We start from the raw sequence: 25,314 nt of genomic DNA on the forward strand, positions 1-25,314 counted from the left end.
AGGAGTAAAGGGTATCTGACCATACAGGCAACAGAAGAAGGATATTCGTTTATTTTTTATGACTCTGATCTGCATGAAATCCAGAGTGGTGATTACGATAATCCAGACGCATCTATTCAGGAAGCTGCTTATGAAATCCTTAAAAGTGAAAGAATGGATGATATGGAATGTGTCAAAGTGGATTATAAAGAATTTGAAGAAATGACGATCCAGCACTCTAAAGATTTATTGCAGGAAGGGGAACTTCGTGCGACTTCTGAGATTGGAAGAAATGAACTGGCATTAAATAGTCTGAGCAGGGCAGAAGTAGAAAGAGGGGTTCTGTATCATGCACAGGCAGTATTAGAAGATATGGGAATGGAACAGGAGGTAGAGCTGCTTGCTGCAAGAGTGTATGGTTCCAGAAGCAGACAAGACCTTTACCGGGAAGATTCTGACCTTGATGTGGTTCTTTCCTATAAAGGTGATATTCGAGAAGATAGCTTTTTCAATGCCTTAAATGAATCTGGTATAGCGATGGCAGGAATTAAGGTGGATATTAACCCGATTGCAGAGGAGCGAATCACTCTGGCAGAGTATATAAAAGAATCCGAAAAATATCTTGACCAGCAGGAGATTAAAAAGCTCGCTGTGGACCTGGATAATTTTAGTTATGACATTGATACCTATGAGTATAACGATACGGTTGAAAATAGAGAAGAACAGGTGGAAAAGCTCACGGAGGATATTTTGAATAAGAAAACAGAAGCTATCAAGGACTGGCTGATTGAGGTATCCGAGGAATCCGATATAGACAGCGATGTTATAACTGCCCGTTCTTTACTTTTCCGTCTGGAAGATACAGAGCAACTTTCTATCTTTGATAAACAGCCGGAGCAGGAACAGCCAGAAGCCACGATCAGTTTTTATGTTGCAGAGTGCATGGAGTTTCCGGTCATGGGAGAATACCATAACAACCTCACTTTAGAAGAAGCCATTAAAATATATGAGAGCATTCCGGCGGAACGGATGCATGGAATCAAGGGAATCGGATTTGCTCTGCAAGATGGTGATGAAGATTATTCCGGGGAATATGAGTTGATGAGTGCAGACCGGATACGGCGTGATCTGATAGATATGATTCCTCACTATAAAGAAAGTCCTCTGGTGCAGAAAGCAATCGCAGACATGGAAAAGTATCTGGATGAAAAGCATGGAAGGGTAAAGGAAACGGAACATACGGTAGAAACAGTAATAGGAAGTGGACAGAAACCTTTTGCGGTTGCGGCAGACAGAAGGGCAGAGCAGGAACCGGTATCTGTAAGTCAGAGCCAGCCACAAAAGGCAGAACCTGCAAGCAGAGCAAAAGGTGAAGTGAAGAAATCTGTGCTGCAGTCTTTAAAAGATTTTCAGGCAAGGGCAAAAGCACAGGAGCAGAATAAGACAACGGAGAAATCCAAGACACATAAGAAGGGAGAAGTGGAATTATGATGGATCTGGCGATGAACTTTGATGCGAATGAATGTTTAGTAACCGCAATGTTTGATAAAGGAAACCGAAATGACACGATGGAGGCAATCGACCATATCATTCCTTTTCTGAAAGGCGATGCAGATATGATTGGGCTTGTCTGCAATACCATAAGAAAACTGTTCTGTATGAGTGATGAAGGTTATGAAGTTTTTCTTATGGATCTGGAAGAATATAAAATGGAACTGGGAGAGGAGGACGAAGAATGAGTACAAGTCAGTGTGCAGTATATCAGGTAAAAGATACCCCAGAGTACCGGGATGTCCGTTTCCGTTCTTACGAGAAACTGAAAAGCGAAGAAAAAACAGTCCAAGTAGAAAACTATCAGCAGGTGTACATTGGAAGAATCCAGCCGGAGGAAACTCCGGCTGACATTAAAACACGCTTGCAGAAGCAACGACCGAAAAACTTTAAAGGTCATTCCATCGGTTGCAGTGATGTGATCGTCATCACTGATGATGGAAAAACCACAGCTTACTATGTCAACAAAGATGGTTTTATCATCATTCCGGAATTTCTCACAATCAAAAGTTCCTCCGATACCAGACTTTCCATTGATACGACCGGATATGAAATCGAAGGAAAGAAAGGAACATGGCTTGCACAGGATTACATCCTGATGAATGAAAAGAAATGGTTTCTGATGGAACATGAGGAGTATGGGACAAGAGCCGCTTATGTGATTCTTAGTGAAGAAGGCACCGTAGTCATGAATGATTGTTATAATGGCTTTGATGAAGAAGCCAGACGGAATATTCAGAACTTCATGCAGCAACAGGCAGAGCAGGCACAGAAGAAACAACAGGAAATGCAGGCACAATTCCAGACCGGACAGCTACAACCTGGAGAAACACAAAAGAAGAAACCAGAGCTGGCGAACTGGCAGAAGGTCATGGATAATGGAGAATACCTTCGTAGTGCAGAGATGACAGAAGAAGCCAACTATAATATGATTGACGGACTGATGAATAACACTCCAAAGAAAAAGGATAAGAACGCTCCACGGAGATCGGTACTTAAACGGCTCCGAAATCATCAGAAGAAGATAGCCAGTCAAGGGAAAGGACAGCCACAGCAACAGAAGGCGATGGAAGAAGAGATGGAAAGGAAGAAGAAGTAAAAAAGTCTTGCCGGAATTTTTGAGGGCAATATATAAAAAATGGTTGATTTTTTCTCTCAAATATCATATCATAATACTAACAGGACTCCCCGCACCTCTCACGCAAGTGATGTGTCCCATGGGGAGACATTTTTATTTTTGGAGAAATAATGGTGAATACAAGTGAAACTAAAAATGAAAAGTTGCAAAATAATGAAGCAACTGTACAGGTAATGAAACAACCGAAAACCTTTGCTCAACAAGTCGAAATTATTAAAGAAAAGGGTTTTATTATAGATAATGATACAGAATGTATCGGATTTTTAAAACAGGCGAATTATTATAGATTATCTGCTTATTTCCTTCCGTTTAGAAAAAAGGATGGGACGTATTTTTTAAATATAAACTTTCACAGAATTCAAAGAATCTATGAATTTGACAGTAGATTGCGTGGTGTATTATTTAATTATATAGAAAAAGTTGAATTATATTTAAGAACGCAATTAGCCTATTACAGTGGACATGTTCATGGGGCTTTAGGATATATGGATGGGGCTATTTACAATGACAGGCACAATCATGAAAAGTTCGTGAAACTGTTAAATGTATGTATAGAGGAAAATAAAAGTACATCAGTAGTTCAGCACCATAAAGAAAAGTATGGCGGAAATTTTCCTATATGGGTTATTGTTGAATTTTTTTCAATGGGAATGTTGTCCTACTTTTATGCGGATTTGCAGTCTGGTGACCAGAAATATTTAGCAAAAGAATTATATGGTACATCAGTGGCCTGTTTAAAAAGCTGGTTACGTTGCATCACTGATTTAAGAAACCGTTGTGCACATTATTCAAGGCTGTATTATTGGTCATTTCCCGCATTACCCAAAATGCCAAGGGAATTAGAAATGTCACCAAACAGAAAATTGTTTTCACAAATACTTGTATTAAAATTATTATATCCAAATAAAAAAGAATGGATCAACAAAGTCTTGATAGAATTAAAAGCTATTGTAGAAGAATATGAGAATGATATATCATTGAGACATATAGGGTTTCCAGAAGATTGGTATGAGCAGTTAGAAAAATAGAGACATATTATAAGGGACAGAGGAGTAATCTGTCCCTTTTTTTAATATGAACTATAAATTTGGCTCTTTTCTACCCTGTAGTTGCTGCTCACGATTCTTCCCAAGAATCATATCAATATTCGCAGACACAGTGCGAAGTTCCCGTTCATAATCCCGATGATTAGAAAAATCTTCACGCTGTCTATCCCTCAATTCAACAAGTCGGTCCTTTTCAGCATAGAGAGATTTCATGGAAGGTAATTTATTCCCGCCAGATTTTTCTTTGAGTGTTCGGAGGGCTGTGTCATACAGGGAAAGTTCAGCCCGGTGTTCTTCAGAAAATTTCTGTTTGTTTCGGCTTTTACGATAATCGGCGTACACATTTTTATATGCCAGATATTGTCCGGTAAAATGAATCTGCTCATTCACATCTTTAAGTTGCTGTTCAGTATCTTTTAAAGATTTTCTGGAAGCACTGGTCTGGTCTGAAGCCTGATCGAGTGCTGCATGGAAATCATCAAGAGAATCATAGCCATGTTCCTGTATGTAGGCAACAGTCTGAGCCATCTGCTTTAAATTGGTGAGCTTTACTTTTTGAGCATAGGCTTCGCTCTGCTGTGCTTTAATACAGGTTTGCAGATCTATGACAAGACGGAGATCTGATTTTATGAAAATGAACGGTGCTGGTATAGCAGAAGTATCGGAGAAAGGAACGGTTGGTAAATTTGTGGAAGTATTCGGAGACTGCTGTTCCAGAATTTCTTCTTTCTGTTCTTTATGGGATTTTGTGTTTTCCTCAAATGCTTTCAAGAGAAAATCTTCTGTGTATCTGGTTCCAAGATTCCTTCCAGTGATATATTTTTTTCTGCCAGGATGAAGATAGCTGTAGCGGTTTCGACTGATCTTGAAGATGATGTGATATTTTTCATCAAGGATTTTTGAAAATTCCTCTGGTGATCTGGCGGTACTTGCAGCATCATCAATCGCATCTCGGAGAAATTGTTTCTCTGTCTGGTAACGAGTTTCCTTTGGTGTGATTCCATCTTCTTTCATTTTCTGATTTAGCTTATCTAATTTTTCTTGTCCCCGGCGTTGTGCCCAGTATTCTTTTTCGGTGATTTTTCTTTCAGCAGGAGTGAGCAGATTAACTTGGTGCAGCCCTTCTTTTTTGCACATATCCATGACTTCCTGTTTTAGATGGGCAAGATAGGCAGCACTTAGATGATGCTTATAACCGGCTTTTGCTTCACAGTCAAATTCCATATAGGGTTCTTGTGGTATATCATATTTACGGAGACTGTTAATTACGATATGCACATGGATGTTTCCACTTTTGTTATGACCGTCGGTATGAGTACAGACTAAAGCCTGATGACCGGGAAAGTTTTTCTTTGCAAAAGTCAATCCGAGTTGCTGGGCACGTTCACCGGTCAATCCACATTCATCCCTGTCTTTTGGGTCGAAGCTGATGATATAGTGATGGGATTTTATTTCATTGAAGTTTTTGTTCTTGTGATAGTAGCTGTTCAGTTCCTGACATTCAGATGCAAAAGAGAATGGATCACAGTTCAGACCGTCCAGATAATATTCTTCTCTCAGTATCATATGCCCTTCTTCATCAAGAATCGGTTTTTGTGTATACTCGTTGTGCTGGAAGATAAGATATCGTTCCGATTCTCCATAGTCAGAGTTTTTGTTTGCGATATGTTTAATTACTGCCACGAAAATCACCTGCCATTTTCATCACTTTATATTTCATTTCATAAATATCCCGGAGAGACTTTCGGATTTCATTTCTCATTTCAGAAGAGAGGATTCCACCCTGATTAAAATATCGGGCAATCTGATTTAGGTTGCTGCCAATTTTACCAAACTCGCTAATAAGTTTTTTTATTTCGGGAACATCTGCGGTAATTTCGTATTTGATGATGACTTTCTGGTTGACCAAGGCATTTCGGATAAAATCAGAAACCGTCATGCTGTTAGCCTTGGCTCTTTCTGCAAGAAGATCATATTCAGTTTCATTCATGCGTAAATGCACATCTTTAGTTTTTGCAAGAGTTTCCTCTTTCTTAGGTCTTGTCATTGATAACTTCCTTTCTTCGTAGTAGTGGTTTCATAAGAAAATCCAAATTTTGCGGCCTGCTGGGAAAGTAAGTGATGAAAAATTATCGCACTGTGACCATGTAAATGGAAACTAATACACATATCTGTGATTGTGGTCGAGGGTATGGGGAAACGAAATCCCCATCAAGTTGCAAGTCGCCAAGAACCCGGAAAGGGGTTATTGTGCTACATTGCGAAACTTGCTCTAAGAAAGTGACGGCTTCCTCTGTGTGGGCTTTTGCTGATACCTCCGGTGGGCGGGGCGTGGATTCTGCCAGCTATGCGGCGGGATTTCTCCCTCTATTACTTACTACGCACGGCAAGGCAAATCTGGCAAAGTTCCCCGGAATTTCTTTTCGTGTTTTCGTAACAGAATTTGACAAAAACGGAAGAATCAGTTCCGTTTTGCAGTGATATACGGACGGTTTCAAAAAATGCCAAACTTTCCGGCAATTATTTTTCCCCTTACTACCTACTACGGGAAAAAAGAAAATTTAGGCAATGTTTTCCAAAAGTATTTGAATTATTTTATTGCGGTGCAAAATCCGGCTTGGTTTTGGGCGCAAAAAAACAGGAAACCTTTTCTTGATTTCCTGTCTTTGGCTGCCGCTGATGGGCGGCGGTTATTCTGTTATCATTCCCCGGAAGCAAACTTGTAGCCCACGCCTAAAACGGTCTTTATGTAAGTGGGCTTGCCGCTGTCCGACTCTATCTTTTTCCGTAGATTGCATATCACATTTGCCACGTTTGACTGGCAGCTTTCGCTTTCCAGGCTCCACACGGCTTCAAAGATTTGCGCCTTTGTGAATACCCTCCCCGGACTGGTGGCAAGGCAGCAGAGTGCGCCGTACTCTAAACGTGTGAGGGGAATGTCTGTGCCGTTTTTTAATACCCGGCGTTGGTGCAATTTTATTTCCAATCCCGGAAAAGTAAGTACGGGGGAGTGGGGCGGCTGCATGGCTTCCAGCGGTATCATATCAGCAAGGGCGGCTATGGCTTTCTCAACCGCTTTTTCTTCTGTGTCGTTAAATATAAGCATGACTATTTTTGCGACAAATCTCACCTCCTGTTAGGTAGGCTGTCCGTCAAAGCGGAACTGGAACAGGGCAGCGATAAGCCGCCGTTTAATGTTGTCCTCTGTGTCCTTGTTGACCTGTCCGTTTTCAAGGGAAGCAAGCCGGATTCGCTTGCTGTAATGCCGCAAAACCTCGTCAATGGCTTCCGGCTCTCCGCTGGTCGCCCGGACAATGGTTTCATACGGTACAAGTTTAGGATTCCTCATGGAAAAGCACCTCCATTTCTTCATGCAGCATTTGCAAGGCACTGTGTATGTGATGCCACGCCGTACTCCGGCAGCGTCCGTACAGTTCCCCGATTTCCTGCTGTGTGTAACGCCCGAAAAAATAAAGGTAAATGATTTCCCTCTTTTTCTCTGGCAGAGAGGACAGGGCTTCGGCAAGATTTCCATTTGTGAGGATAACCCTCTGACCGCATATCGTAACAGGGTATTGCTTGTAAGGGTCTATGAAATATGTGTCTGACGTACAAAATGGATAAAACTTTTCTTCTGTGAGATATTCAAAGGATATTTCCCTTTGCCGCCGTTTATCCCTGTCACGCCATGCGTTGATTGCTGCATAGTGTATGACAACTCTGCAAAAGGCATTAAAGGTGTACTCGATATGCTCCTTATATGCTTCTGTGCAAGGCATAAATAGTTCCCCCTTTCTCCCACATAATACGGCGTATGGTTTATAAGACACTTGTTATTTCAAGGTTTCTACTGTGAATGAAGCAGAATTGCCCGAATTATTATCCCGTAAAAGTTTTTGTGCTTCCGCTTCGGAAATTTCCTTAATCTCCATAACTCCATTTTCACTATTTTCAGCAATGGAAAGATATATACTGCCACTGTTATTAAAATAGATGATGGGTTTTTTAGTATCAATGAATATACCAATTATCTGGTCGTTGTAGTACCAATACCCATCTTTTGGGTGATAAACTATGCCATAGGATTCATAATCTTGGAGCGTATTCATGTTTTCTGTCTTATCTCCAGATTCCATGCTGTAAGATTCATGATTTCTAATCATATCTCCATTTTCTGTAGAAGTGCCAGCGGGCATTGATTTAAGTCCTGAATTTTCATACTTTTCTGTATGCCTGTCATAAACTTCTTTTGTGCATTCCCGAATACCAATAAGTTTATCGTTTGTATCCCGTTCCGCTTCAATATCCACTGTTCCCGTAAAGAAATTGGTAAAACTTGCGCCGCCCACTGGGTCATTAAAAAATCGGACAACATTTCCCTTGTAAGTGTAGCACTTGCTATTCTTATCATAAATCAATCCATATTCTTCATATATCCCATAGTCAATATTACCGCCGGGCAGTTCTGCCGCCGTATCGTAATCTGAAGCATTCTCGGAAGCATGTATTGGTTTGTACTCCTGTTCTTCAAAAATTGGATTATTATTAGCTTGGGCGGAAGTTGCAAATGCTGTAGCTACCCCGACAACAATCAGACACGCCAGTACCAGCGAAAAAATAGTTGTTTTTTTTGTTTTCATAATAGCAGTTATCCTTTCTTCGATAGCATTTTTACTAAAGCTGTTACAAAATGGCAATAGCCCACTTTTCGTTGCTTCCATGTTGATAAGCATTAGCGAATAGGCAGATTTTGATTTTTCTCCAAATTGTCGTATGACGCTTTCATCACAAGCCAGTTCTATATCACGGTTAAAAAGAATATACATCACCCACACAAAGGGGTTGAACCAATGAATACAAAGGGCAAGTGTCGCAATCAGCTTTGTTACAGTATCATAGCGATAAATATGCACATATTCATGTGAGAGGACATATTGCAGTTGTTTTTCATTTTTCCAGTCCATTTTTTTCGGCACCAAAATAACAGGACGGAAAATGCCATAAGTTAATGGGGCGGAAATCCTATCAGATTGCTTTACCAAAATTGGACGTTTCAATGGGCGTTCCGCCAGCCACTTTTCTACATAATGGTTGTGGACGGGTAAAGCTGTCCGAAATTCAATCAGACAACGCAAATAGGATATTACAAAAAACAATGCGATAAGTATTATTCCTGCACACCATACAATAAACCACATGGAAACAGATGATAAAATATTCTCTGGCGGCTGTTCTGCTCCCTGTGTCGTAACAAACAGCCCTTGCATAGTGGGAATGTTGTAATCTGTTCCAGCTTCCGGCAATGTTGTAGAAGATATGCTATGAGTTACCAACGTATAAACACTAAACATTGACGGAATCGAAAACGGGATAAGCAGTCTTAATATCACCAATTCCCATAAAACAAGAAAAGTCTTTTTCGGCAGTTTATTGATTGCCACCGCACGGATAATCACTACCGCAGTAATGAAAGCAGCCCCCGAAAAGCTCATTTGCAGTAAATTCATTTACACCACCTCATTCCAAATCTTCCACAATCTGCTTGAGCTTCTGAATCTGTTCAGCGGAAAGCTTTTTTCTGCCTAACAGGGCTGCAAACAGTTTGTCAACTGAACCGTCATAAATCTTGTCAACCAATTCTTTTGTTTCCGCTTCCTGTACTTCTTCTTTGGGAATAAGGGCATGGCACATGAAATTAGGCTCGGAACGTTCAATCGCCCCTTTTTTGATACACCTTTTTATCAGTGTGTAGGTAGTATTCATGTTCCAGCCAATTTCTTTTTTCAGAACGTCGGATATGTGTTTTGCAGTGGTGTCGCCCTCGTTCCAAAGCACACACATTACTTTCAATTCTGAATCGAAAAGTTTAATATCCATTTGTTTCCTCCTTTCCACAAGACCGCAGTAGTTTCTGCTTGATTACACATTACACCTTTCTTAATCGGTTGTCAACACTACCGCAGTAGTGTTAAGAAAAAATTCATAATTTATTTTCTTGAATAGATAATGAAATGAGAGGGCTTCCGCAGCAGTCGGCACTGTGCGTAATGTGCATAACTTGCTATCTTATGGAGTTGTGGGAAAGTCCGTTTGCAGAATGTGGGAAAGCTGCTCTTTAGCTTTTCCATGTTCTGTGAACGGACTTTTCCATAACGGAATAGCAAGTTATACACATTTCCATGGTGCTTGTCGTTTGCTCTTTGGTTCGGAATAGTGTGGTGCTGGCGGTCTATCTCTTGTTTTCGGTTGTTTGCTTCTTTACTGTACATGAGCATTTGGTTAAGGTATATAACTCACTCAATAAAGGATATTTTTTTAATACTTCCTGATACTGTTTGACAGTGATTGTTCCAATATCCTCGAGTTTTTTATAAACCAGCTGGCATAAGGATTTCCTTTGCACATATTCAGAATGCGGCTTTTCTGTTTCATTCTGTTCATGCATTCGTGTTCTTTCTTTTTGCATAAACATTCGTAACGAAGCTACACTGCCAGTATATCCCTTTTTACAAATAATATCATGTATTTGGGGATACGTTAATCCCTGGCTCCTGAGTTTTATTACCTCGTTCTCATATGGAGCTAATTTTCCTGGAATTCGAACATTATAGTGACCATTTGTAACTGAAAAATCAGGATTTAAATAATTTTGTATAGTCTTATGGGCACGGTGCATCTGAGATGCAATCTGCTCAATCGGATATCCTGCCAAAGCCATTTCTCTTGCTTCTTTTATTTCCTGTTCTTTTTGTTTTATTGCCAGCTGGTGTTGCCGTTCCCTGGCAATTTCCTTGCTTTCTGGAATCTGGTCTTCTGGAATCACAAGATATTTTTGGATTGTTTTAGGTGATGAATGTAACAATAATGCTATATCCGATATGGTCAGTCCTTCCCTGCGTTTTTCATGGGCGAATTTTATACGCAATGACCGGTTTGCAGTGTTATATAATGCTTTCATTTCATCCGTAACGCTTTCTGTTAATGGTATTTCAATCTTAATATGAAACAGCTTTCAGAAAAAATAGCAAAGTATGTTATAAAAACTGGTGTTGTTTCCCCGGAATTATATGTAGTATATCAATATGGCTTTCAGATTGGACTTGAGATGCTATGCTGTTTCGTAACTTGTTTGAGTATAGCAATGTATATGCATATGATTCCGGAATTCGCAATATTTACGGGGATTTTTATGTTGCTACGTACTTATGCAGGTGGCGTGCATCTTAACAGTTTTGGATCATGTTTTATATGTTCAGTCACTGTACAGACAATAGCAATGTATTTTAACAGTAAATATAAATTTACGGTAGGTACAGCATGGCTTCTTATATTAGTAAGTGCGATATTGATATTGAAAGCTGCACCAGTAGAGTGTATCAATCGAGAACTTGATGATGCTGAAAAAGAACACTGCAAAAAAGTAACCATGAAAGTCTTAATTGCTGTTATTGTATTTGCTGGTTGTTGTACACTTGCAGGAATACCAGATATACTTTCCTTAGTTGCACTGACTTCCTTTATAATTTTAATCTCTCAGTATGTTGGTATTTTGAAATATAAAATTGAAAAGAGCAAGAATAAGCGGAGATGATAAAAATTGTTTCCGCTTTTTTTATTATATGGAATGGAGGAAGAAAATTATTTTTGAATATTAGATTATTTATATGAAAACGTCCAATGGATTTCAATCCATAAGGACGTTTTTTGTATATCATAAGAACTTTTTTATAGAGTTTTTCTTTTAAACCCGAACAATGGGGGCTTCCCAATCGGGATAAGGGTGAAAGGGAAAAAGACCTTTGCTCATATCTCATGGTCGGGAAGGAGGTGAACTCTATGGAGCAATCTTCTTCCTACGATGAGAAAACGGTAATGCACCAGTTTGATCGAAAATGCAAATTGGCATTAAAGGGCGAAATAGTGGATTATGAAAGGCATTTAGCTTATCTTAGAAAACACGAAACTTTGTTTTCAGAATTATCTGAACAAGAGATGGAGAGCCTTTCTATATTTGATGAATATGAATTGGAAAAAAGCTATTTTCGGGCAGGCGGTTATGATGTAGAGGTAAAAAATGCTCTATTGGCAGAAGCATTAACTGCACTGACAGAGAGAAAAAGGGACATTATTCTTTTGTCATACTTTATGGAAATGAATGATGCGGATATAGCAAGAAAACTGAACCTTGTAAGAAGTACGGTACATGAGCATCGTACACGATCGCTTGAAATATTAAAGATTATGCTGGAGGAAAATGCAGGTGAAAACGGAAGAAAAAAACGTAAATAATAAAAAATTGATACCGTTTTGGGTAATCGAAAGAGCATTGGAGGGTGACATTCAGGCGATAAATAAAATTCTGAAACATTATGAAGGATATATTGCAAAATTATCGGTTAGAAAAATGTATGATGAATATGGCTGTGTTCATTATTGTGTAGATGAAACACTTCGCAGACGTCTGGAAACAAAATTGATAAAAACAATTATTGGATTTAAAATAGTTCGCTAAAAAACATTTGAAAGCATCCCTTTCTGCTGAAAAAGCTATTTAGCGTTGTTTTGTACCTTGAAAATTTAATATTTATCCTGCAGGACAGATGAAACAGAGGAGCTGGACAGCAGATACGCCAAGACTGTCTGCATTATAACTTTGCGACATCGTGACGCAAAGTGAAAATGTTGTAAACGAAGAAATATCAAAATGATATTGAAGTAAAGGCACGAGCGATAAATATTTGACTGTGATCAGGAAGTGGGACTTTTGTGGCGAAGATACTGTTTCTGATAATGATACTTCCGGGAAAGCTGCCCGGTCTGAAAAGATGGTGAAATACCAATGAGGCTGTTACCCGACAGCTACCTGCAGGATTATCTATAAATAAATAAGGAAGGGAAAATGAACAGTACAAAATTATTAAGATATAGTATGCAGCTATCCATGCTAAAGCAACTTAGATCATTAAAACTTATCAATGAAAATGAATATCGCTTAATAGAGAAAAAACTAAAAAAAGATTATGGTGTAATTTCCAATATTACTGCTTGACTAGTACAGAGTTGCGTTGTAGAATAATATTAACACTACGATAGGAATACATAAGAAAGGACCGGTGAAATGGAAGTTGAAATCATTAAAGCGAACAGTTCTGATGAAGATATTTCTAATGGAAGAAGGATTGACAGATTAAGAGTTGCCGCATATTGTCGTGTTAGTACTGATGATGAAGATCAGATTAAAAGCTATAATTCAATGGTCAGGTATTATACTGATTTGATTAAAAGTAATAAACAGTGGGTATTTGCCGGAGTCTTTGCAGATAAAGCTATCACAGGAACGAAAACAGATAAACGTGAAGAATTTCAGTTACTGATTCAGGAATGCCTTTCAGGAAATATTGATATGGTAATTGCAAAGAGTATTCCACGATTTGCAAGAAATACTTTAGACACATTAAAATATGTAAGAATGCTAAGAGAAAGGAATATAGCAGTATATTTTGAGGTTGAAAAAATTAATACCTTAAAGGATGGGGAATTTTTACTGACTATTTTAAGTTCTGTTGCACAGCAAGAGGTGGAAAATACATCTGCATATGTAAAAAAAGGCTTAAAGATGAAAATGAAACGAGGAGAACTCGTTGGATTTCAGGGATGCTTAGGTTATGATTATGATGTGGTGACTAAATCGCTTTCTGTTAATGAAGAAGGTGCGGAAACAGTTCGATACATATTTGATAGATATGTTGCAGGAGCTGGAAGTACGATGATTGCAAGGGAATTAAACGAACAGGGAATCCCAACCATTAAGGGAAATCCATGGACCTCTTCCAGTGTGATGGGAATTATTAATAATGAAAAATATAAAGGAGATATTTTATTAGGAAAGACTTTTACAGTAGATCCAATATCAAAGAGAAGGTTGGAAAATCTTGGTGAAGAAGATAGGTTTTATATAAAGAACCATCATGAAGCAATTATATCAGAGGAAACTTTTGCAAGAGCCCAGGAAATACGAGAACGTCGTAATGGAGGACGTAAAAAGGGAGTTGCCCCTGGGAAAAGAGAAAAATTCAGCAGACAGTATGCATTTAGCTGTATGTTGGAGTGTGGATTTTGTGGTGCGAATTTATCAAGGCGAAGGTGGCATAGCAGCTCAAAATATACAAAAACTATTTGGCAATGTGTGGAATCAACGAAGCATGGTAAAAGGTTTTGCCCAGACAGTAAAGGAATTCCAGAGCAGGTTATAGAGGATGCTTTTATTGAATCTTACCGCATGTTATGTATGGATCATAAAGACGTGTTGGAGGAATTTATTAAGAGAGTTGAGAAAACTTTATTGGAAGATTCGATAGAAGATAAAATTGAAAAGCTTAATAGAAGCGTTTATAATATTCAATACAAGAGAAAAAAGTTGCTGGAAAATTATTTAGAAGGTGTTGTGGCTAAAGACATTTATGAGGAAACAGATATGGGATATGAAAAGAAATTGTCTGAAGCAAAATCACAGCTGAGTATGTTGGAACAGCAATATGACAATGAGGGAAGCTTACAAAGAAGACTTGCAGATTTTAAGAAGGCATTGTCAAAAAATCAAGTATTAGAAGAATTTGACAGAGGAATATTTGAAAGTATCATCGAAAAAGTTATTGTCGGTGGTTACGATGAAAATGGAGAGAAAGATCCCTATAAAATTATTTTCATATATAAAACAGGATTCAAAAATGAAATTGGAAACGCAAAAGAACGATTTGGGAAGAAATCAAAAGCAGTAGAAACAGTGAAAGAAATGTGTTCCCATATCGTAGACGAGGTAAAGGATGTGTGTTCTTATGTTAGTGACAACACATGTGGAGACTGTGTGCCTTTTGGGCAAACGAAAACCAGATGCCAAGGTAAAAATAGGCATTGATATGGATGATTATTACCGTATCAGGGAGAATGCTGAAAGCAAATAAACCTTTACAAAACTGAATAATACACTGAAACAAAGCAAGACAGAAGCTGTTGATGCGTTAGAAGATAACGTGTCAGCGGCTTTTTCTTTTTATCTGAAAATCTATTAGTCAAATTTGAAAGGAGTCAATTCTATGGCAAAGAAAAATGTAAGAAATATGAAGGTTTGTGGACAGAGCGGTTATAAATATGAGACAGTTCCGGCAATTACATTAAAAGGAAAATGGCTGGAAGAACTGGGATTTCATCTTGGAGATTATGTGCGGGTGAAATGTGAAAATGGTCAGCTGATTATCACGCCGGATGTGAATCTGCTGACTATCGGGATGGTGAACGATATGTTTGTGGAGAGCCGGAACGATGAGTATAAGGGATGGAGACAGGTTGCCACACAGGAGGATTTTGACAGGTTTTGATTTGATGAAATGTGGTGACAGGATGATTCAGAAAGGGTATAATGGGTTTATCAAAATTTAACGCTTGAGAAAAGAGGAGTAAACATGGCAAAGAAAGAAGAAAGATTTGAAGTTATATTTAAAGACGGAAGTATGCTTAAAGATGAAGGAATTCGTCAAATTCTTGTAGATAAGGAGACTGGGGTTAACTACCTTTGTTGGAACTCCGGACTTGGAGCCAGTATTACACCTCTTCTGGATTCTGAAGGAAAAGTCATAGTTACAAAGCAAATTTAAGTTTGGAGAATTGAGAAAATCGTGAGCTGTTGAATGAATTTTTGAGGATTACCGAGGAAACAGTATGAAAAAATGTAAATATTGTGGAAAAAAATTAAATGACAATTTTGAGTTTTGTAACAGCAAATGTGAAAATTGTTATGAAAAGATGGTGGATAAAGACAGCCATAAAATCAAGTATTTTATATTAGGCATTATTTTGGGCTTCTTAGTTATGTTTTATGGCATTATTTCTAACAATAATGTCTTAATAGGAATTGGAATTATAGTAATGGGTATAGATGTTGTTTTATTGCCATTTACAACTCCCGAAACAATAAATTTTCTAGGATATAAAAAGTCGAAATTTGCAGGAAGAATATCAGGTATATTGCTTATAGTAGTTGGAGTATGGATGTGGTTTATTCAATGATAAATCCCAGCCTGCAAAGTTGAAAATAAATTGAAAGTCACGAAATCGGAGGAGTTAATGATTATGTGGAATGAATTAGGCATAAGTGGAGGAACCGCAATTGTTATTTTGATCGCACTGTATTTCGTTATCAAATGGGCAGTGAAAAATGGTATCAAAGAAGCCTACAGCGCCATCACTGGAAAGAAAACTGATGAAGATGTCAGAAACGAAAAAGAACTGAAAGAACTCGGATTTGAGTTAGAAGATAAATAAAATTTTCAGGTGGTGTTTCTATGAAGAAAAAAGTACTTGCAATTATGTTAGTTACGGTATCAATAATGTTGATTTCGACGTGCGGGAAAAAAGAAAAACTGTACGAAATTCTTGATCTGTCGCAGTATAAGACAGATTATGTAGGAGATTCTTCGAATGTTATAAATATTGTAAGTAGTCAAGAGTATCCGGAGGGATATTCATATGACAGTATAGAGATACAGTCTGAAACAGAGCCTTATGGATTAACCGTTTTTCTAAAAGATGAGCCGTCTGCATCCAGGATTGAAGATGAATTGCAGGTTAATGCAGATATGACATTTAACTTGATTGGTAATTTGGGAACACTTGATTATAGAATTGCAGACAGCAAAGAAATCATTGCATCGTATGAACGGTAGAGAGATTGTTCTACAACTTTCAGTTCTATTGATTTAATAAAAGAAGATATGGAAAGCATTTGTTAGGAATGGCAGATGCTTTTTTTGTGCCCGGAGTGATCCGGGTATTTTTGTGCCTTTTTTTATGGGATTTAGGGGGTGAGCCGTATGGCAGGGAACAGAATCAGGGGGATCACTGTCGAGATTGGCGGCGATACCACAAAATTGCAGACTGCCCTGAAAGGGGTTAATACGGAAATTAGGAATACGCAGAGCCAGCTGAAAGATGTGGAGAAGCTTCTGAAGCTGGATCCGGGGAATACGGAGCTGATCGCGCAGAAGCACAGACTGCTGGCACAGGCGGTTTCTGAAACAAGGGAAAAGCTGGAGACTTTGAAGACTGCACAGCAGCAGGCGGATGAGGCATTGCGGAACGGAACGATTTCCCAGGACCAGTATGATGCCCTGCAGAGGGAGATCATTGAGACGGAACAGAGACTGCGGAGTCTGGAAGAGCAGGCGAACCAGTCTGCGACTGCCCTGCAGAAAATCGGGGCAACCGGTGAAAAGCTGCAGACGGTTGGAAACAAGATTTCTTCTGTTGGGCAGAAGCTGCTTCCTGTGACGGGAGTGGTGACAGGGCTTGGAACGGCGGCGGTGAAAACTGCCGCTGATTTTGACTCTGCGATGAGTAAGGTGGCGGCTGTGTCTGGGGCAACGGGATCGAATTTTGATAGCCTCCGGGATAAGGCCAGGGAGATGGGTGCCAAAACGAAGTTCTCTGCGACTGAGGCGGCAGATGCCATGAACTCTATATGGCAATGGCCGGATGGAAGACGGAGGATATGCTGTCCGGTATTGAGGGTGTTATGTATCTGGCTGCGGCATCCGGGGAAGACCTGGCAACGACTTCTGATATTGTGACGGATGCGCTGACGGCTTTTGGGCTGACTGCAGCGGATTCGGGACATTTTGCGGATGTGTTGGCGGCTGCTTCCAGTAATGCCAATACCAATGTGTCCATGATGGGCGAGACGTTCAAGTATTGTGCGCCGGTTGCGGGGGCGCTGGGATTTTCGGTTGAGGATACGGCAGAAGCAATCGGTCTGATGGGCAATGCCGGTATCAAGGCTTCCCAGGCCGGTACTTCCATGCGTTCCATCATGACGAACCTGACCGGGGATGTGAAGCTGTCAGGGTATGCGAAGAAGGATAAGATCAGTGTGCAGTATTTTGATGTGGAGACAGCGGAACTGAAACTGGCAGAGATGTATGTGACGGGGTATAAGGCGAAGCTGAAAAAGGATACCAGTTATAAGGGATTGTGGACGGTTAGTTTTACGTTGAAGGAGATGTAGGGAGATGGTATAATGGGAGCATCAAATCGGAATTGAACAAAATCGCTATGCCATAGCCTTGGTAGGCCATCGCGCAGCGATTTTGTTCAATTCCAGCTTGCAGGGAAGTTGGTTATCACGGAGATGAAGAGAAATGGATGAGAGGAAAGCGTATTGGTTTGAACAGCCATATATGCCGCGGATGAAAAATATTGCGGTGGCTCCTGTTATTCTGGAAGATGGAAGGCTGTCCTTCTGTGTTCCGGGGGATGATGGTCCTCCGTGGTCAGGGGTGTGGAACCTGACAGGAAAGGTTGTTCTGGACGGGGATGATTATTTTGAGTTCCAGTGTGATGATGAAGTGATGCACAGACGAGGCGGAACATACAAGTTTTGTGCATTGGATATTGCTACATTCAGACGGGAAACCTGCCGGTAGATATCACAGGGAGAAGAAATTGCAGACTGCTGTAAAACAACAGAAGAACTGCATGAATGGTACCTGAAACACTGGACTTACAACAGATAGGATGATTATATTTACGAAGGCATCAGTCACCTGGTTGGCTGGTGCCTTTTTCGTGGGGAAATGGAGGTGGCGGGATGTATCCGGTGTCGGATGGGTTTCTGAGGGCTGTGAAGAGCAATACAAGAAAATATTACTGGACGGGTACGATCGTTACCAAAGGCGGAATGACGTATGAGCTCGGGGCGAAGGAGATTGTGAAGGGTTCCGGATATATTTCCAGGCAGTGCTGCGGGAGTACGGAGATTGAACTGGGGACGGTGTATGCGGCGGAGATGGGGATCACACTTCTGAGTGATATTGACAGGTATACGCTGGAGGATGCACTGGTGACGCTGGTGTTTCATCTGGTGCTGGCGGATGGTTCGGTGGAAGATGTGCCGATGGGAGTTTTTGAGGTCAGTGAGGCGAACCGTCTGGCGAAGTGCCTGGAACTGAAGGCGTATGATTTTATGCTGCGGTTTGATAAGAGTTTCAACGGATTTGAGACTGTGGGGACTGCTTATGATTTTATTACTTTGTGCTGTAAGCGGTGTAAAGTGGAGTTTGCGAATAAGAGGGCGGAGATTGATGCCATGCCGAATGGCGGGGTGACGCTTTCTGTTTATACTGAAAATGATATTGAGACCTGCCGGGACGTGCTGTTTTATGTGGCACAGGTTCTGGGAGGTTTCTTTATTATCAACAGGGAGGGAAAACTGGAACTGAGAAAGTACGGGAAGGATCCTGTGATGAAGGTGGAGCAGAGACACCGTTTTTCTTCCAGTTTTTCGGATTTTATTACCAGATACACGGCAGTGAGTTCCACCAACAAGCAGACGCAGATTGCAGAGTATTATGCTCTGGATCCGGATAACGGGCTGACCATGAATCTGGGTGTGAACCCACTTCTGCAGTTTGGACTGGCAGAGACCAGAGAGATGTTGTGCAGGAATATATTGACGGATCTGTCAGTGATCAACTATGTACCTTTTGATTCGGATACAATCGGGAACCCTGCCCTGGATCCGGGGGATGTGCTGACATTTGCAGGAGGACAGGCGGATGAGGGACAGATCACCTGCATCACTTCCATCAGACAGAAGATCGGGGGAAAGCAGAGCCTGAAATGTGTGGGGAAGAACCCGAGGCTGGCTCAGGCAAAGTCAAGAAATGACAAGAATATTTCGGGACTGCTGAATCAGATTGAAGACAATGCGAAGACCGGGAAGATCGGGATCCATATGTTTACCAATGCTTCCGCGCATGAGATCGGGCAGACGAAGGTGAAGCTGATCAGTATCCAGTTTGCTTCTTCTGAGGAAAACCATATGCAGTTTTTTGCACAGGTTGTTGTGGATGTGGCTGCGGATCCGGTGGAACGGTCTGCGGAGGCTTCCGGGACTGTGGTGATTCCATTTCCGGGCGGAAGCGGCAGTGGAACTGGAAGTGGTACGGGTGGTTCTGATGGAACCGGGGAGACATCGGATGCAGGAAGTTCTGAAAATGATGCGGCAGGGAATGAAGTTGGAAATACTTCCGGGGATGAGAATACAGGGAGTACGGATGATGTCGCTGGTGGCTCGGATTCCGGATCCGGAACCGGGAGTGGTTCGGAGGTTTCTGTGGATGTGAGCCTGCCGGTGAAGTGGCAGGAAGACGGACAGGCGGTCTGCCATGTGGTCTTTGAATTTAATAACGAGGAGATCGTGGAGCATTGTCCGGTGGAGACCTGGCATTCAGGGAAACATATTTTGTCGCTGTATTATCCCATTGAGAAGATTGTTGCCAATTATACGAATACATTCAATGTGTATCTCTGGATGGAGAATGGCAGCGGGACCGTTGATGTGGGAGACTGCATTGCCTCTGTCAGCGGACAGGCAATGGCGGCAGGGGAAGCCTAGGACGGAAAGCTTGAGGTGGAAGATTATACCACGAGATTTGCCATTGGCGGAGGACTGGATGTGAATGGTTTCCGGGAATCGCTGTCCATGCAGATGAAGGAGACGGTGAACAGAGGATTTGAAGTGTATTTTGCTGAGAGAGCGGGAATCAGCGGTTTCTGCAGGCCGGTAGAAATGGAGGGTGTGTGATGAAGTTGAAAGGTGAAATGGTCATTGAACTGACCGATACGAATACGGGTGCGGTGGAGACAGTTCAGGAGACGAACATGATCACGGAGGCAGTGAACAATATTCTGGGGCTGAATCCCATGGGGATTTATCTGAAAGCCAGCGGGGAGTATGACAATTCTGTTTTGTGGAACGGGACGCTGCTTCCCATCTGCCCGAACATGATCGGGGGGATCCTGCTGTTTCCGGCAGTGCTGGAAGAAAAGGCGGATCATATTTACGAGCAGGGGAAGAACCTGCCGGTGGCTTATGCTTCCAACAATGTTAATTCCGGTTCCAATGTGGCGAGGGGAAGCCTGAACCAGACGGAGAGCAAGAAGCTGGACAATGGATATAAGTTTGTGTGGGAGTTTACTCCCAGCCAGGGGAATGGAAATATTGCAGCGGTGGCACTGACCAGTGCACTGGGCGGGCAGAATGCTTTTGGCAGTGCGGCAGGGGATGCCAGCACGTTCCTGCTTCTGAAAAAGGTGGATATCGGGGATATCCCGAAGGCAAAGCAGATGACACTGTTTGAGGCAGTGGAGCTGGATTTTGAAAAGAACCTGCTGTATTCCATCACCTTTGGGACTTCCAGTGTGACCATTACGAAGATCCGGATCCCGGTGTTTAACATCGGGCTGAATGAGAAGCTGGATGATACCACGTATACCGTACTGGAGGAGCAGACACTGACAACGGAAAGCTTTACGTTCCTGGGGGATTATACAAAGTACGGGGAGTTTATGGACGGGCATGACGGATACTGGTATGGATTTTCCAATGAGCCGAATTCTTCCGGGGATGCGAAGATGGTATGGATCCGGATCTCCAAAAAGGATTATTCCTTTACGGAGGGAAGCTGGACACTGTCCAAGGCGAAGCTTTCGGAAGTGGGCACAAGGGCAAAGGACGGTTCCTATCCGGAACGGAATGTAAAATGCTGTGTGAGGAAGGGGTATCTGTATGTGCCTTCTTATGATAAGAAGGGAGTTTATAAGATCAATACTGCAAATTCAGCGGATGTGACACTGATCCCGCTGGGCTTTACTTCCAAGCTGAAATCCCTTGGGGAGGCTGGTTCCTGTGAGGTGTATATGACACTTCTCGGGGACATGATCGTGGCAGGGGATTTCCAGATCACGGCGGATGACAGGGTGATCAAGACGCAGGGGAGCGCAAGGTTTGAAGCCATGGCAACGCCTTTGTTCCAGTATAAGAACTTTGTGTTTATGTGGGGCGGCAGTTACGGGAAGGAGCACAGGTGTGCTTATCTTCTGACGCCTTATCTGGCAAGTATCAATAATCTTTCGTCAGCGGTGGTGAAGAATACGGACAAAACGATGAAGATCACGTATACGCTGACGGAGGAAATAATGTAGGTCTTTCTGCCGAAAGGCATGGAGATAGAAAACTTATTTACGGCAGTTCTCAGAAATGGGGGCTGCTTTTTTCATGGGAGGAGGATTCTGGCATGAAGGAATTTTGGAACTTTATTCAGATGGTTTTTATGGCTGTAGGCGGATGGCTGGGCTGGTTTATGGGAGGCTGTGACGGGCTTCTGTATGCCCTGATCGCTTTTGTAGTGATCGATTACCTGACCGGGGTGATGTGTGCTTTTGCGGACCATACGCTTTCCAGTGAGGTGGGATTCCGGGGAATCTGCAGGAAGGTGCTGATCTTTCTGCTGGTGGGAATGGCCAATATTTTGGATGTGGCTGTGATCGGGAACGGATCCGTGCTGAGGACAGCGGTGATCTTTTTCTATATTTCCAATGAGGGTGTGAGCTTGCTGGAGAATGCAGGACATCTGGGGCTGCCGATCCCGCAGAAGATGAAAGATGTGTTGGAACAGCTGCATGACAGAGGGAAAGGAAGTGATGGGGAATGAGACTGGTTGAAAGTTTTCTGACTAAGAATCCCTGCTATACTGCAGGGAGAAAAATTACTGTAAAAGGCCTGATGCTTCACTCGGTTGGATGTCCGCAGCCGAGAGCACAGGTTTTTCTTGATTCCTGGAATCACACTTCTTTTGGAAGTGCATGTGTGCATGGTTTTATTGATGGAAATGATGGAACGGTGTATCAGGCATTGCCATGGAACCACAGGGGATGGCACTGTGGCTCCGGTAGTAAGGGAAGTGGAAATAATACGCATATTGGTGTGGAGATGTGTGAGCCTGCCTGCATCCGGTACACAAGCGGATCTGGTTTTACCTGCTCCGATCTGGCGAAGGCAAGGGCATCGGCAGTGCGGACGTATGAAGTAGCGGTGGAATTGTTTGCCATGCTTTGTAAGAAGTTTGGTCTGGATCCGCTGGCAGATGGTGTGGTGATTTCCCATAGAGAGGGACACGCAAGGGGAATTGCTACAAATCATGGAGATCCGGAGCATCTGTGGAAAGGTCTGGGACTGCCTTATACGATGGATGGATTCAGGAAAGCTGTGAAGGCTGCTATGTCTGGGAAAGCTGAAGGGACGCAGGCTTCTGTGTTTCTGGGGATTTCCGATGAGAAGGCAGCGGAGCGGATTGGAGTGCTGTGTGCAGAGGATATGAAAACCAGTGGGATTCTGGCTTCGGTGTCTGCGGCGCAGTTTATTCTGGAATCGGGTTATGGCAGGACGGAACTGGCGCAGAAGGCAAATAACTGTTTTGGGATGAAGTGCGTGTTGTCTGGGAATACTTGGAATGGAAGTATCTGGGATGGAACCAATAAGTACCGGAAGAAGACGCAGGAGGATGATGGAACCGGAAAGCTGTACACGGTGACTGCGGATTTCCGGAAGTATGTCTGTGTGGAGCAGTCTATTGCGGATCATTCTGCTTATCTGCTGGGCGCAATGAATGGGAAGAAAAAGAGATATGCGGGACTGGCCGGGGAGAAGGATTACCGGAAGGCTGTCCGGATCATTAAGGATGGCGGCTATGCAACGGACAGTTTTTATGTACAGAAGATCTGTGCCATCATTGAGAAGTATGGGCTGACACGGTTTGATGGCGTGAAGGTGGAGAAAAAGGTCTGGTACCGGGTGAGAAAAGACTGGAAGGATGCTAGAAGTCAGGCAGGAGCATTTCAGGTGCTGGACAATGCAAAGAAATGTGCAGACGAGCATCCGGGATTTTCGGTGTTTGATGAGAATGGAAAGGCAGTGTACAGTTCCGTGGATAAGAAGCAGGAAGAGGTGTTTCGTCCGTATCTGGTTCGTGTGGAGATTTCGGATCTGAATATCCGGAAGAAGCCGGGAACGGATCAGGAGAAGGTTGGAAAATATACGGGTGTTGGCTGTTTTACTATTGTTGCTGAGGCTGACGGTGTCGGAGCATCAAAGTGGGGGCTGCTGAAAGCGTATGAGAAAGAGCGGAATGGGTGGATCTCGCTGGATTTTGTGACAAGAATATAATAGTGAGTGATGAGGCTTTGCATTGCGGCGGTGGTCGTGGTGTGAAGCCTTTTTTTGTTAGGGCAAAGCCCTGTTTGCCATTGTGGAGTTTTTGGTCGCTTTCAATATAACATCCGGAATCGAGGTATCTTTTTTTTCTGCAAAATCACGAACTTTGCTCATTTATAGATATCAGAAAAAGGAAGATACTTTGAGGAATCTTTACGAAAAGAAAAAAGAGAAGTTAATCTCATATATCTGCTTCTTGGCTAGTCTGGGATTAAAAGTAACAATCCTTTTTTCTGTTATCTTGAACTTTTTAATTTTTCCTGTTTCGGAGTCCTTGAATTTATATTCAAACTCATCTACACATTCTTTGATGCGGTACAAAAGTATTAAGCAGTTAAAAACAAAAATCCAAGAAGATATTTACTAATCTTATTGACATAGAACAAAAAATGAATATAATCATAGTTGAACAACTATTCAACTCCGATTATACGAGGTAAGTGTATGTCTAAACCGTCTTATATTTGTAATTGTGATGTGATTCATGAGGATATTGTGAATGATGTGAAATCCAAGATGCAACCCAAAGATGATTATATCCAGTTGGCATCTTTATTTAAGCTATTTGGAGATGGTACCAGAGTACAAATCTTACACGCTCTGGAACAGAGTGAGATGTGTGTATGTGATCTTGCTGTGCTACTGGGGGTAACGAAATCCGCAATCTCACACCAGTTAAAGGCATTGCGTCTTGCGAATTTGGTAAAATTCCGTAGAGAAGCGCAGATAGTTTACTACTCTCTGGCAGATGATCATGTGAAAGAGATTATTGATAAGGGATTTGAGCATCTATGGCAGAAATAATATTTTTAGCGTTATAGTTGAGCAATTGAGCAACTAAACAAATTACAAGGAGGTCATTATGAAACGAATATTTTTATTAAAAGGGTTGGACTGTCCGAACTGCTCCGCAAAAATTGAAAAAGAAGTCGGAGAATTGGATGGAGTACAATCCTCAGTTGTAAATTTGATGAAGCAGACGCTGACAATCAATGTTGCTCCAGCTGCCGCAAATACAATAGCCAGTCAGATTGAAACGATTGTCCACAGCCATGAGCCGGGTGTGGAGGTTCAGGAAGAAACAATTATCCCCGTTACAAAGAGTTATTTGTTAAAGGGCTTGGACTGTCCGAACTGCTCCGCAAAAATTGAAAAAGAAGTCGGAGAATTGGATGGAGTACAATCCTCAGTTGTAAATTTGATGAAGCAGACGCTGACAATCAATGTTGCTCCAGCTGCCGCAAATACAATAGCCAGTCAGATTGAAACGATTGTCCACAGCCATGAGCCGGGTGTGGAGGTTCAGGAAGAAACAATTATCCCCGTTACAAAGAGTTATTTGTTAAAGGGCTTGGACTGTCCGAACTGCTCCGCAAAAATTGAAAAAGAAGTCGGAGAATTGGATGGAGTACAATCCTCAGTTGTAAATTTGATGAAGCAGACGCTGACAATCAATGTTGCTCCAGCTGCCGCAAATACAATAGCCAGTCAGATTG

General features: G+C 41.8%; 30 protein-coding genes and 1 pseudogene. 23 read left to right on the top strand and 8 right to left on the bottom strand.

Annotated elements, in window-relative coordinates; genetic code table 11:
• The 4 genes from DW694_RS13865 to DW694_RS13880 form a co-directional block, all read left to right on the top strand.
• A partial coding sequence (locus DW694_RS13865; protein WP_147420734.1) for an LPD16 domain-containing protein occupies nucleotides 1–1,470 on the top strand: 1,470 nt, incomplete at its 5' end.
• Nucleotides 1,467–1,718, top strand: coding sequence for a transposon-transfer assisting family protein (locus DW694_RS13870; RefSeq protein WP_118408434.1), 252 nt, complete (start codon nucleotides 1,467–1,469; stop codon nucleotides 1,716–1,718). The genes DW694_RS13865 and DW694_RS13870, both read left to right, overlap by 4 nt.
• The gene (locus tag DW694_RS13875; RefSeq protein ID WP_118408436.1) at nucleotides 1,715–2,629 is read left to right on the top strand and encodes a YodL domain-containing protein; all 915 of its coding nucleotides are present in this window, start codon (nucleotides 1,715–1,717) and stop codon (nucleotides 2,627–2,629) included. Before DW694_RS13870 ends, DW694_RS13875 begins: the two co-directional genes overlap by 4 nt.
• 152 nt (nucleotides 2,630–2,781) lie before the next feature.
• Entirely contained in the window at nucleotides 2,782–3,696 is a 915-nt protein-coding gene (locus DW694_RS13880) for an Abi family protein (RefSeq protein WP_353615824.1), read from the top strand.
• 51 nt (nucleotides 3,697–3,747) lie between these two features.
• Here DW694_RS13880 and DW694_RS13885 read toward each other — a convergent pair whose 3' ends face one another.
• From DW694_RS13885 to DW694_RS16990, 8 genes are all read right to left on the bottom strand, one after another.
• Nucleotides 3,748–5,406: a relaxase/mobilization nuclease domain-containing protein gene (locus DW694_RS13885; RefSeq protein WP_353615825.1), complete on the bottom strand. Its 1,659-nt coding sequence runs from the start codon at nucleotides 5,404–5,406 to the stop codon at nucleotides 3,748–3,750.
• Complete coding sequence (gene mobC / locus DW694_RS13890; protein WP_015540969.1) at nucleotides 5,384–5,761, bottom strand: plasmid mobilization relaxosome protein MobC; 378 nt, start codon at nucleotides 5,759–5,761, stop codon at nucleotides 5,384–5,386. Before mobC ends, DW694_RS13885 begins: the two co-directional genes overlap by 23 nt.
• Nucleotides 5,762–6,415: 654 nt before the next feature.
• A complete protein-coding gene (locus tag DW694_RS13895) occupies nucleotides 6,416–6,844 on the bottom strand; it encodes a response regulator transcription factor (RefSeq protein WP_353615826.1) in 429 nt (142 codons plus the stop codon).
• 6 nt (nucleotides 6,845–6,850) lie between these two features.
• Nucleotides 6,851–7,063, bottom strand: a complete 213-nt coding sequence (locus DW694_RS13900; RefSeq protein ID WP_004056518.1) for a helix-turn-helix domain-containing protein — start codon at nucleotides 7,061–7,063, stop codon at nucleotides 6,851–6,853.
• Nucleotides 7,050–7,493, bottom strand: coding sequence for a sigma-70 family RNA polymerase sigma factor (locus tag DW694_RS13905; RefSeq protein ID WP_008704783.1), 444 nt, complete (start codon nucleotides 7,491–7,493; stop codon nucleotides 7,050–7,052). Before DW694_RS13905 ends, DW694_RS13900 begins: the two co-directional genes overlap by 14 nt.
• Nucleotides 7,494–7,547: 54 nt before the next feature.
• On the bottom strand, nucleotides 7,548–9,221 hold the full coding sequence (locus tag DW694_RS13910) for a M56 family metallopeptidase (protein WP_020993729.1): 1,674 nt from the start codon (nucleotides 9,219–9,221) through the stop codon (nucleotides 7,548–7,550).
• A gap of 10 nt (nucleotides 9,222–9,231) precedes the next feature.
• On the bottom strand, nucleotides 9,232–9,591 hold the full coding sequence (locus DW694_RS13915; protein ID WP_008704785.1) for a BlaI/MecI/CopY family transcriptional regulator: 360 nt from the start codon (nucleotides 9,589–9,591) through the stop codon (nucleotides 9,232–9,234).
• Between the two features lie 352 nt (nucleotides 9,592–9,943).
• Nucleotides 9,944–10,672 carry a hypothetical protein gene (locus DW694_RS16990; protein ID WP_182465506.1) on the bottom strand — a complete coding sequence of 243 codons (729 nt, stop codon included), beginning with the start codon at nucleotides 10,670–10,672 and terminating at the stop codon, nucleotides 9,944–9,946.
• Between the two features lie 42 nt (nucleotides 10,673–10,714).
• On the opposite strand from DW694_RS16990, the gene DW694_RS13920 reads away from it, so the two are divergent.
• The 19 genes and pseudogenes from DW694_RS13920 to DW694_RS17315 form a co-directional block, all read left to right on the top strand.
• Nucleotides 10,715–11,305 (top strand): accessory gene regulator B family protein, encoded by a 591-nt coding sequence (locus DW694_RS13920; RefSeq protein WP_118753206.1) that lies wholly within the window; start codon nucleotides 10,715–10,717, stop codon nucleotides 11,303–11,305.
• A 245-nt stretch (nucleotides 11,306–11,550) separates the two neighbouring features.
• Complete coding sequence (locus tag DW694_RS13925; protein WP_117801565.1) at nucleotides 11,551–12,003, top strand: sigma factor-like helix-turn-helix DNA-binding protein; 453 nt, start codon at nucleotides 11,551–11,553, stop codon at nucleotides 12,001–12,003.
• A 7-nt stretch (nucleotides 12,004–12,010) separates the two neighbouring features.
• Nucleotides 12,011–12,226, top strand: a complete 216-nt coding sequence (locus DW694_RS13930) for a helix-turn-helix domain-containing protein (RefSeq protein ID WP_207724679.1) — start codon at nucleotides 12,011–12,013, stop codon at nucleotides 12,224–12,226.
• A gap of 387 nt (nucleotides 12,227–12,613) precedes the next feature.
• On the top strand, nucleotides 12,614–12,763 hold the full coding sequence (locus DW694_RS13935) for an SHOCT domain-containing protein (RefSeq protein ID WP_118049766.1): 150 nt from the start codon (nucleotides 12,614–12,616) through the stop codon (nucleotides 12,761–12,763).
• 69 nt (nucleotides 12,764–12,832) lie between these two features.
• Nucleotides 12,833–14,629, top strand: a complete 1,797-nt coding sequence (locus tag DW694_RS13940) for a recombinase family protein (RefSeq protein WP_118753207.1) — start codon at nucleotides 12,833–12,835, stop codon at nucleotides 14,627–14,629.
• A 202-nt stretch (nucleotides 14,630–14,831) separates the two neighbouring features.
• Entirely contained in the window at nucleotides 14,832–15,089 is a 258-nt protein-coding gene (locus tag DW694_RS17525) for a SymE family type I addiction module toxin (RefSeq protein WP_353615829.1), read from the top strand.
• A gap of 84 nt (nucleotides 15,090–15,173) precedes the next feature.
• Nucleotides 15,174–15,365, top strand: coding sequence for a DUF6440 family protein (locus tag DW694_RS13950; protein WP_110102984.1), 192 nt, complete (start codon nucleotides 15,174–15,176; stop codon nucleotides 15,363–15,365).
• Nucleotides 15,366–15,429: 64 nt separating this feature from the next.
• On the top strand, nucleotides 15,430–15,777 hold the full coding sequence (locus DW694_RS13955) for a DUF2116 family Zn-ribbon domain-containing protein (RefSeq protein ID WP_110102983.1): 348 nt from the start codon (nucleotides 15,430–15,432) through the stop codon (nucleotides 15,775–15,777).
• A gap of 63 nt (nucleotides 15,778–15,840) precedes the next feature.
• Complete coding sequence (locus tag DW694_RS13960; RefSeq protein ID WP_110102982.1) at nucleotides 15,841–16,032, top strand: DUF6019 family protein; 192 nt, start codon at nucleotides 15,841–15,843, stop codon at nucleotides 16,030–16,032.
• A gap of 20 nt (nucleotides 16,033–16,052) precedes the next feature.
• On the top strand, nucleotides 16,053–16,433 hold the full coding sequence (locus DW694_RS13965; RefSeq protein ID WP_110102981.1) for a DUF4825 domain-containing protein: 381 nt from the start codon (nucleotides 16,053–16,055) through the stop codon (nucleotides 16,431–16,433).
• A gap of 147 nt (nucleotides 16,434–16,580) precedes the next feature.
• Nucleotides 16,581–17,602, top strand: a pseudogene (locus DW694_RS13970) (phage tail tape measure protein); the annotation flags it as partial.
• A 301-nt stretch (nucleotides 17,603–17,903) separates the two neighbouring features.
• Entirely contained in the window at nucleotides 17,904–18,188 is a 285-nt protein-coding gene (locus DW694_RS13975; RefSeq protein ID WP_021651675.1) for a hypothetical protein, read from the top strand.
• A gap of 164 nt (nucleotides 18,189–18,352) precedes the next feature.
• The gene (locus DW694_RS13980; protein ID WP_330409184.1) at nucleotides 18,353–20,161 is read left to right on the top strand and encodes a hypothetical protein; all 1,809 of its coding nucleotides are present in this window, start codon (nucleotides 18,353–18,355) and stop codon (nucleotides 20,159–20,161) included.
• Between the two features lie 15 nt (nucleotides 20,162–20,176).
• Entirely contained in the window at nucleotides 20,177–20,350 is a 174-nt protein-coding gene (locus tag DW694_RS17530; protein ID WP_244094845.1) for a hypothetical protein, read from the top strand.
• Nucleotides 20,350–21,750 (top strand): hypothetical protein, encoded by a 1,401-nt coding sequence (locus DW694_RS13985; protein WP_021650472.1) that lies wholly within the window; start codon nucleotides 20,350–20,352, stop codon nucleotides 21,748–21,750. Before DW694_RS17530 ends, DW694_RS13985 begins: the two co-directional genes overlap by 1 nt.
• A gap of 92 nt (nucleotides 21,751–21,842) precedes the next feature.
• On the top strand, nucleotides 21,843–22,259 hold the full coding sequence (locus DW694_RS13990; protein ID WP_021650473.1) for a phage holin family protein: 417 nt from the start codon (nucleotides 21,843–21,845) through the stop codon (nucleotides 22,257–22,259).
• Complete coding sequence (locus DW694_RS13995; protein WP_110102350.1) at nucleotides 22,256–23,770, top strand: glucosaminidase domain-containing protein; 1,515 nt, start codon at nucleotides 22,256–22,258, stop codon at nucleotides 23,768–23,770. The genes DW694_RS13990 and DW694_RS13995 overlap by 4 nt, the downstream gene beginning before the upstream one ends.
• A 492-nt stretch (nucleotides 23,771–24,262) precedes the next feature.
• Nucleotides 24,263–24,622 carry a metalloregulator ArsR/SmtB family transcription factor gene (locus DW694_RS14000; protein ID WP_021650476.1) on the top strand — a complete coding sequence of 120 codons (360 nt, stop codon included), beginning with the start codon at nucleotides 24,263–24,265 and terminating at the stop codon, nucleotides 24,620–24,622.
• A 58-nt stretch (nucleotides 24,623–24,680) separates the two neighbouring features.
• Nucleotides 24,681–25,314: heavy-metal-associated domain-containing protein (locus DW694_RS17315; protein ID WP_286187157.1), on the top strand; the 634-nt coding region annotated here is incomplete at its 3' end.

Origin of the sequence: Ruminococcus sp. AM26-12LB, from assembly GCF_003480785.1 — a bacterium.
Classification (GTDB): Bacteria; Bacillota; Clostridia; order Lachnospirales; family Lachnospiraceae; genus Blautia_A; species Blautia_A fusiformis.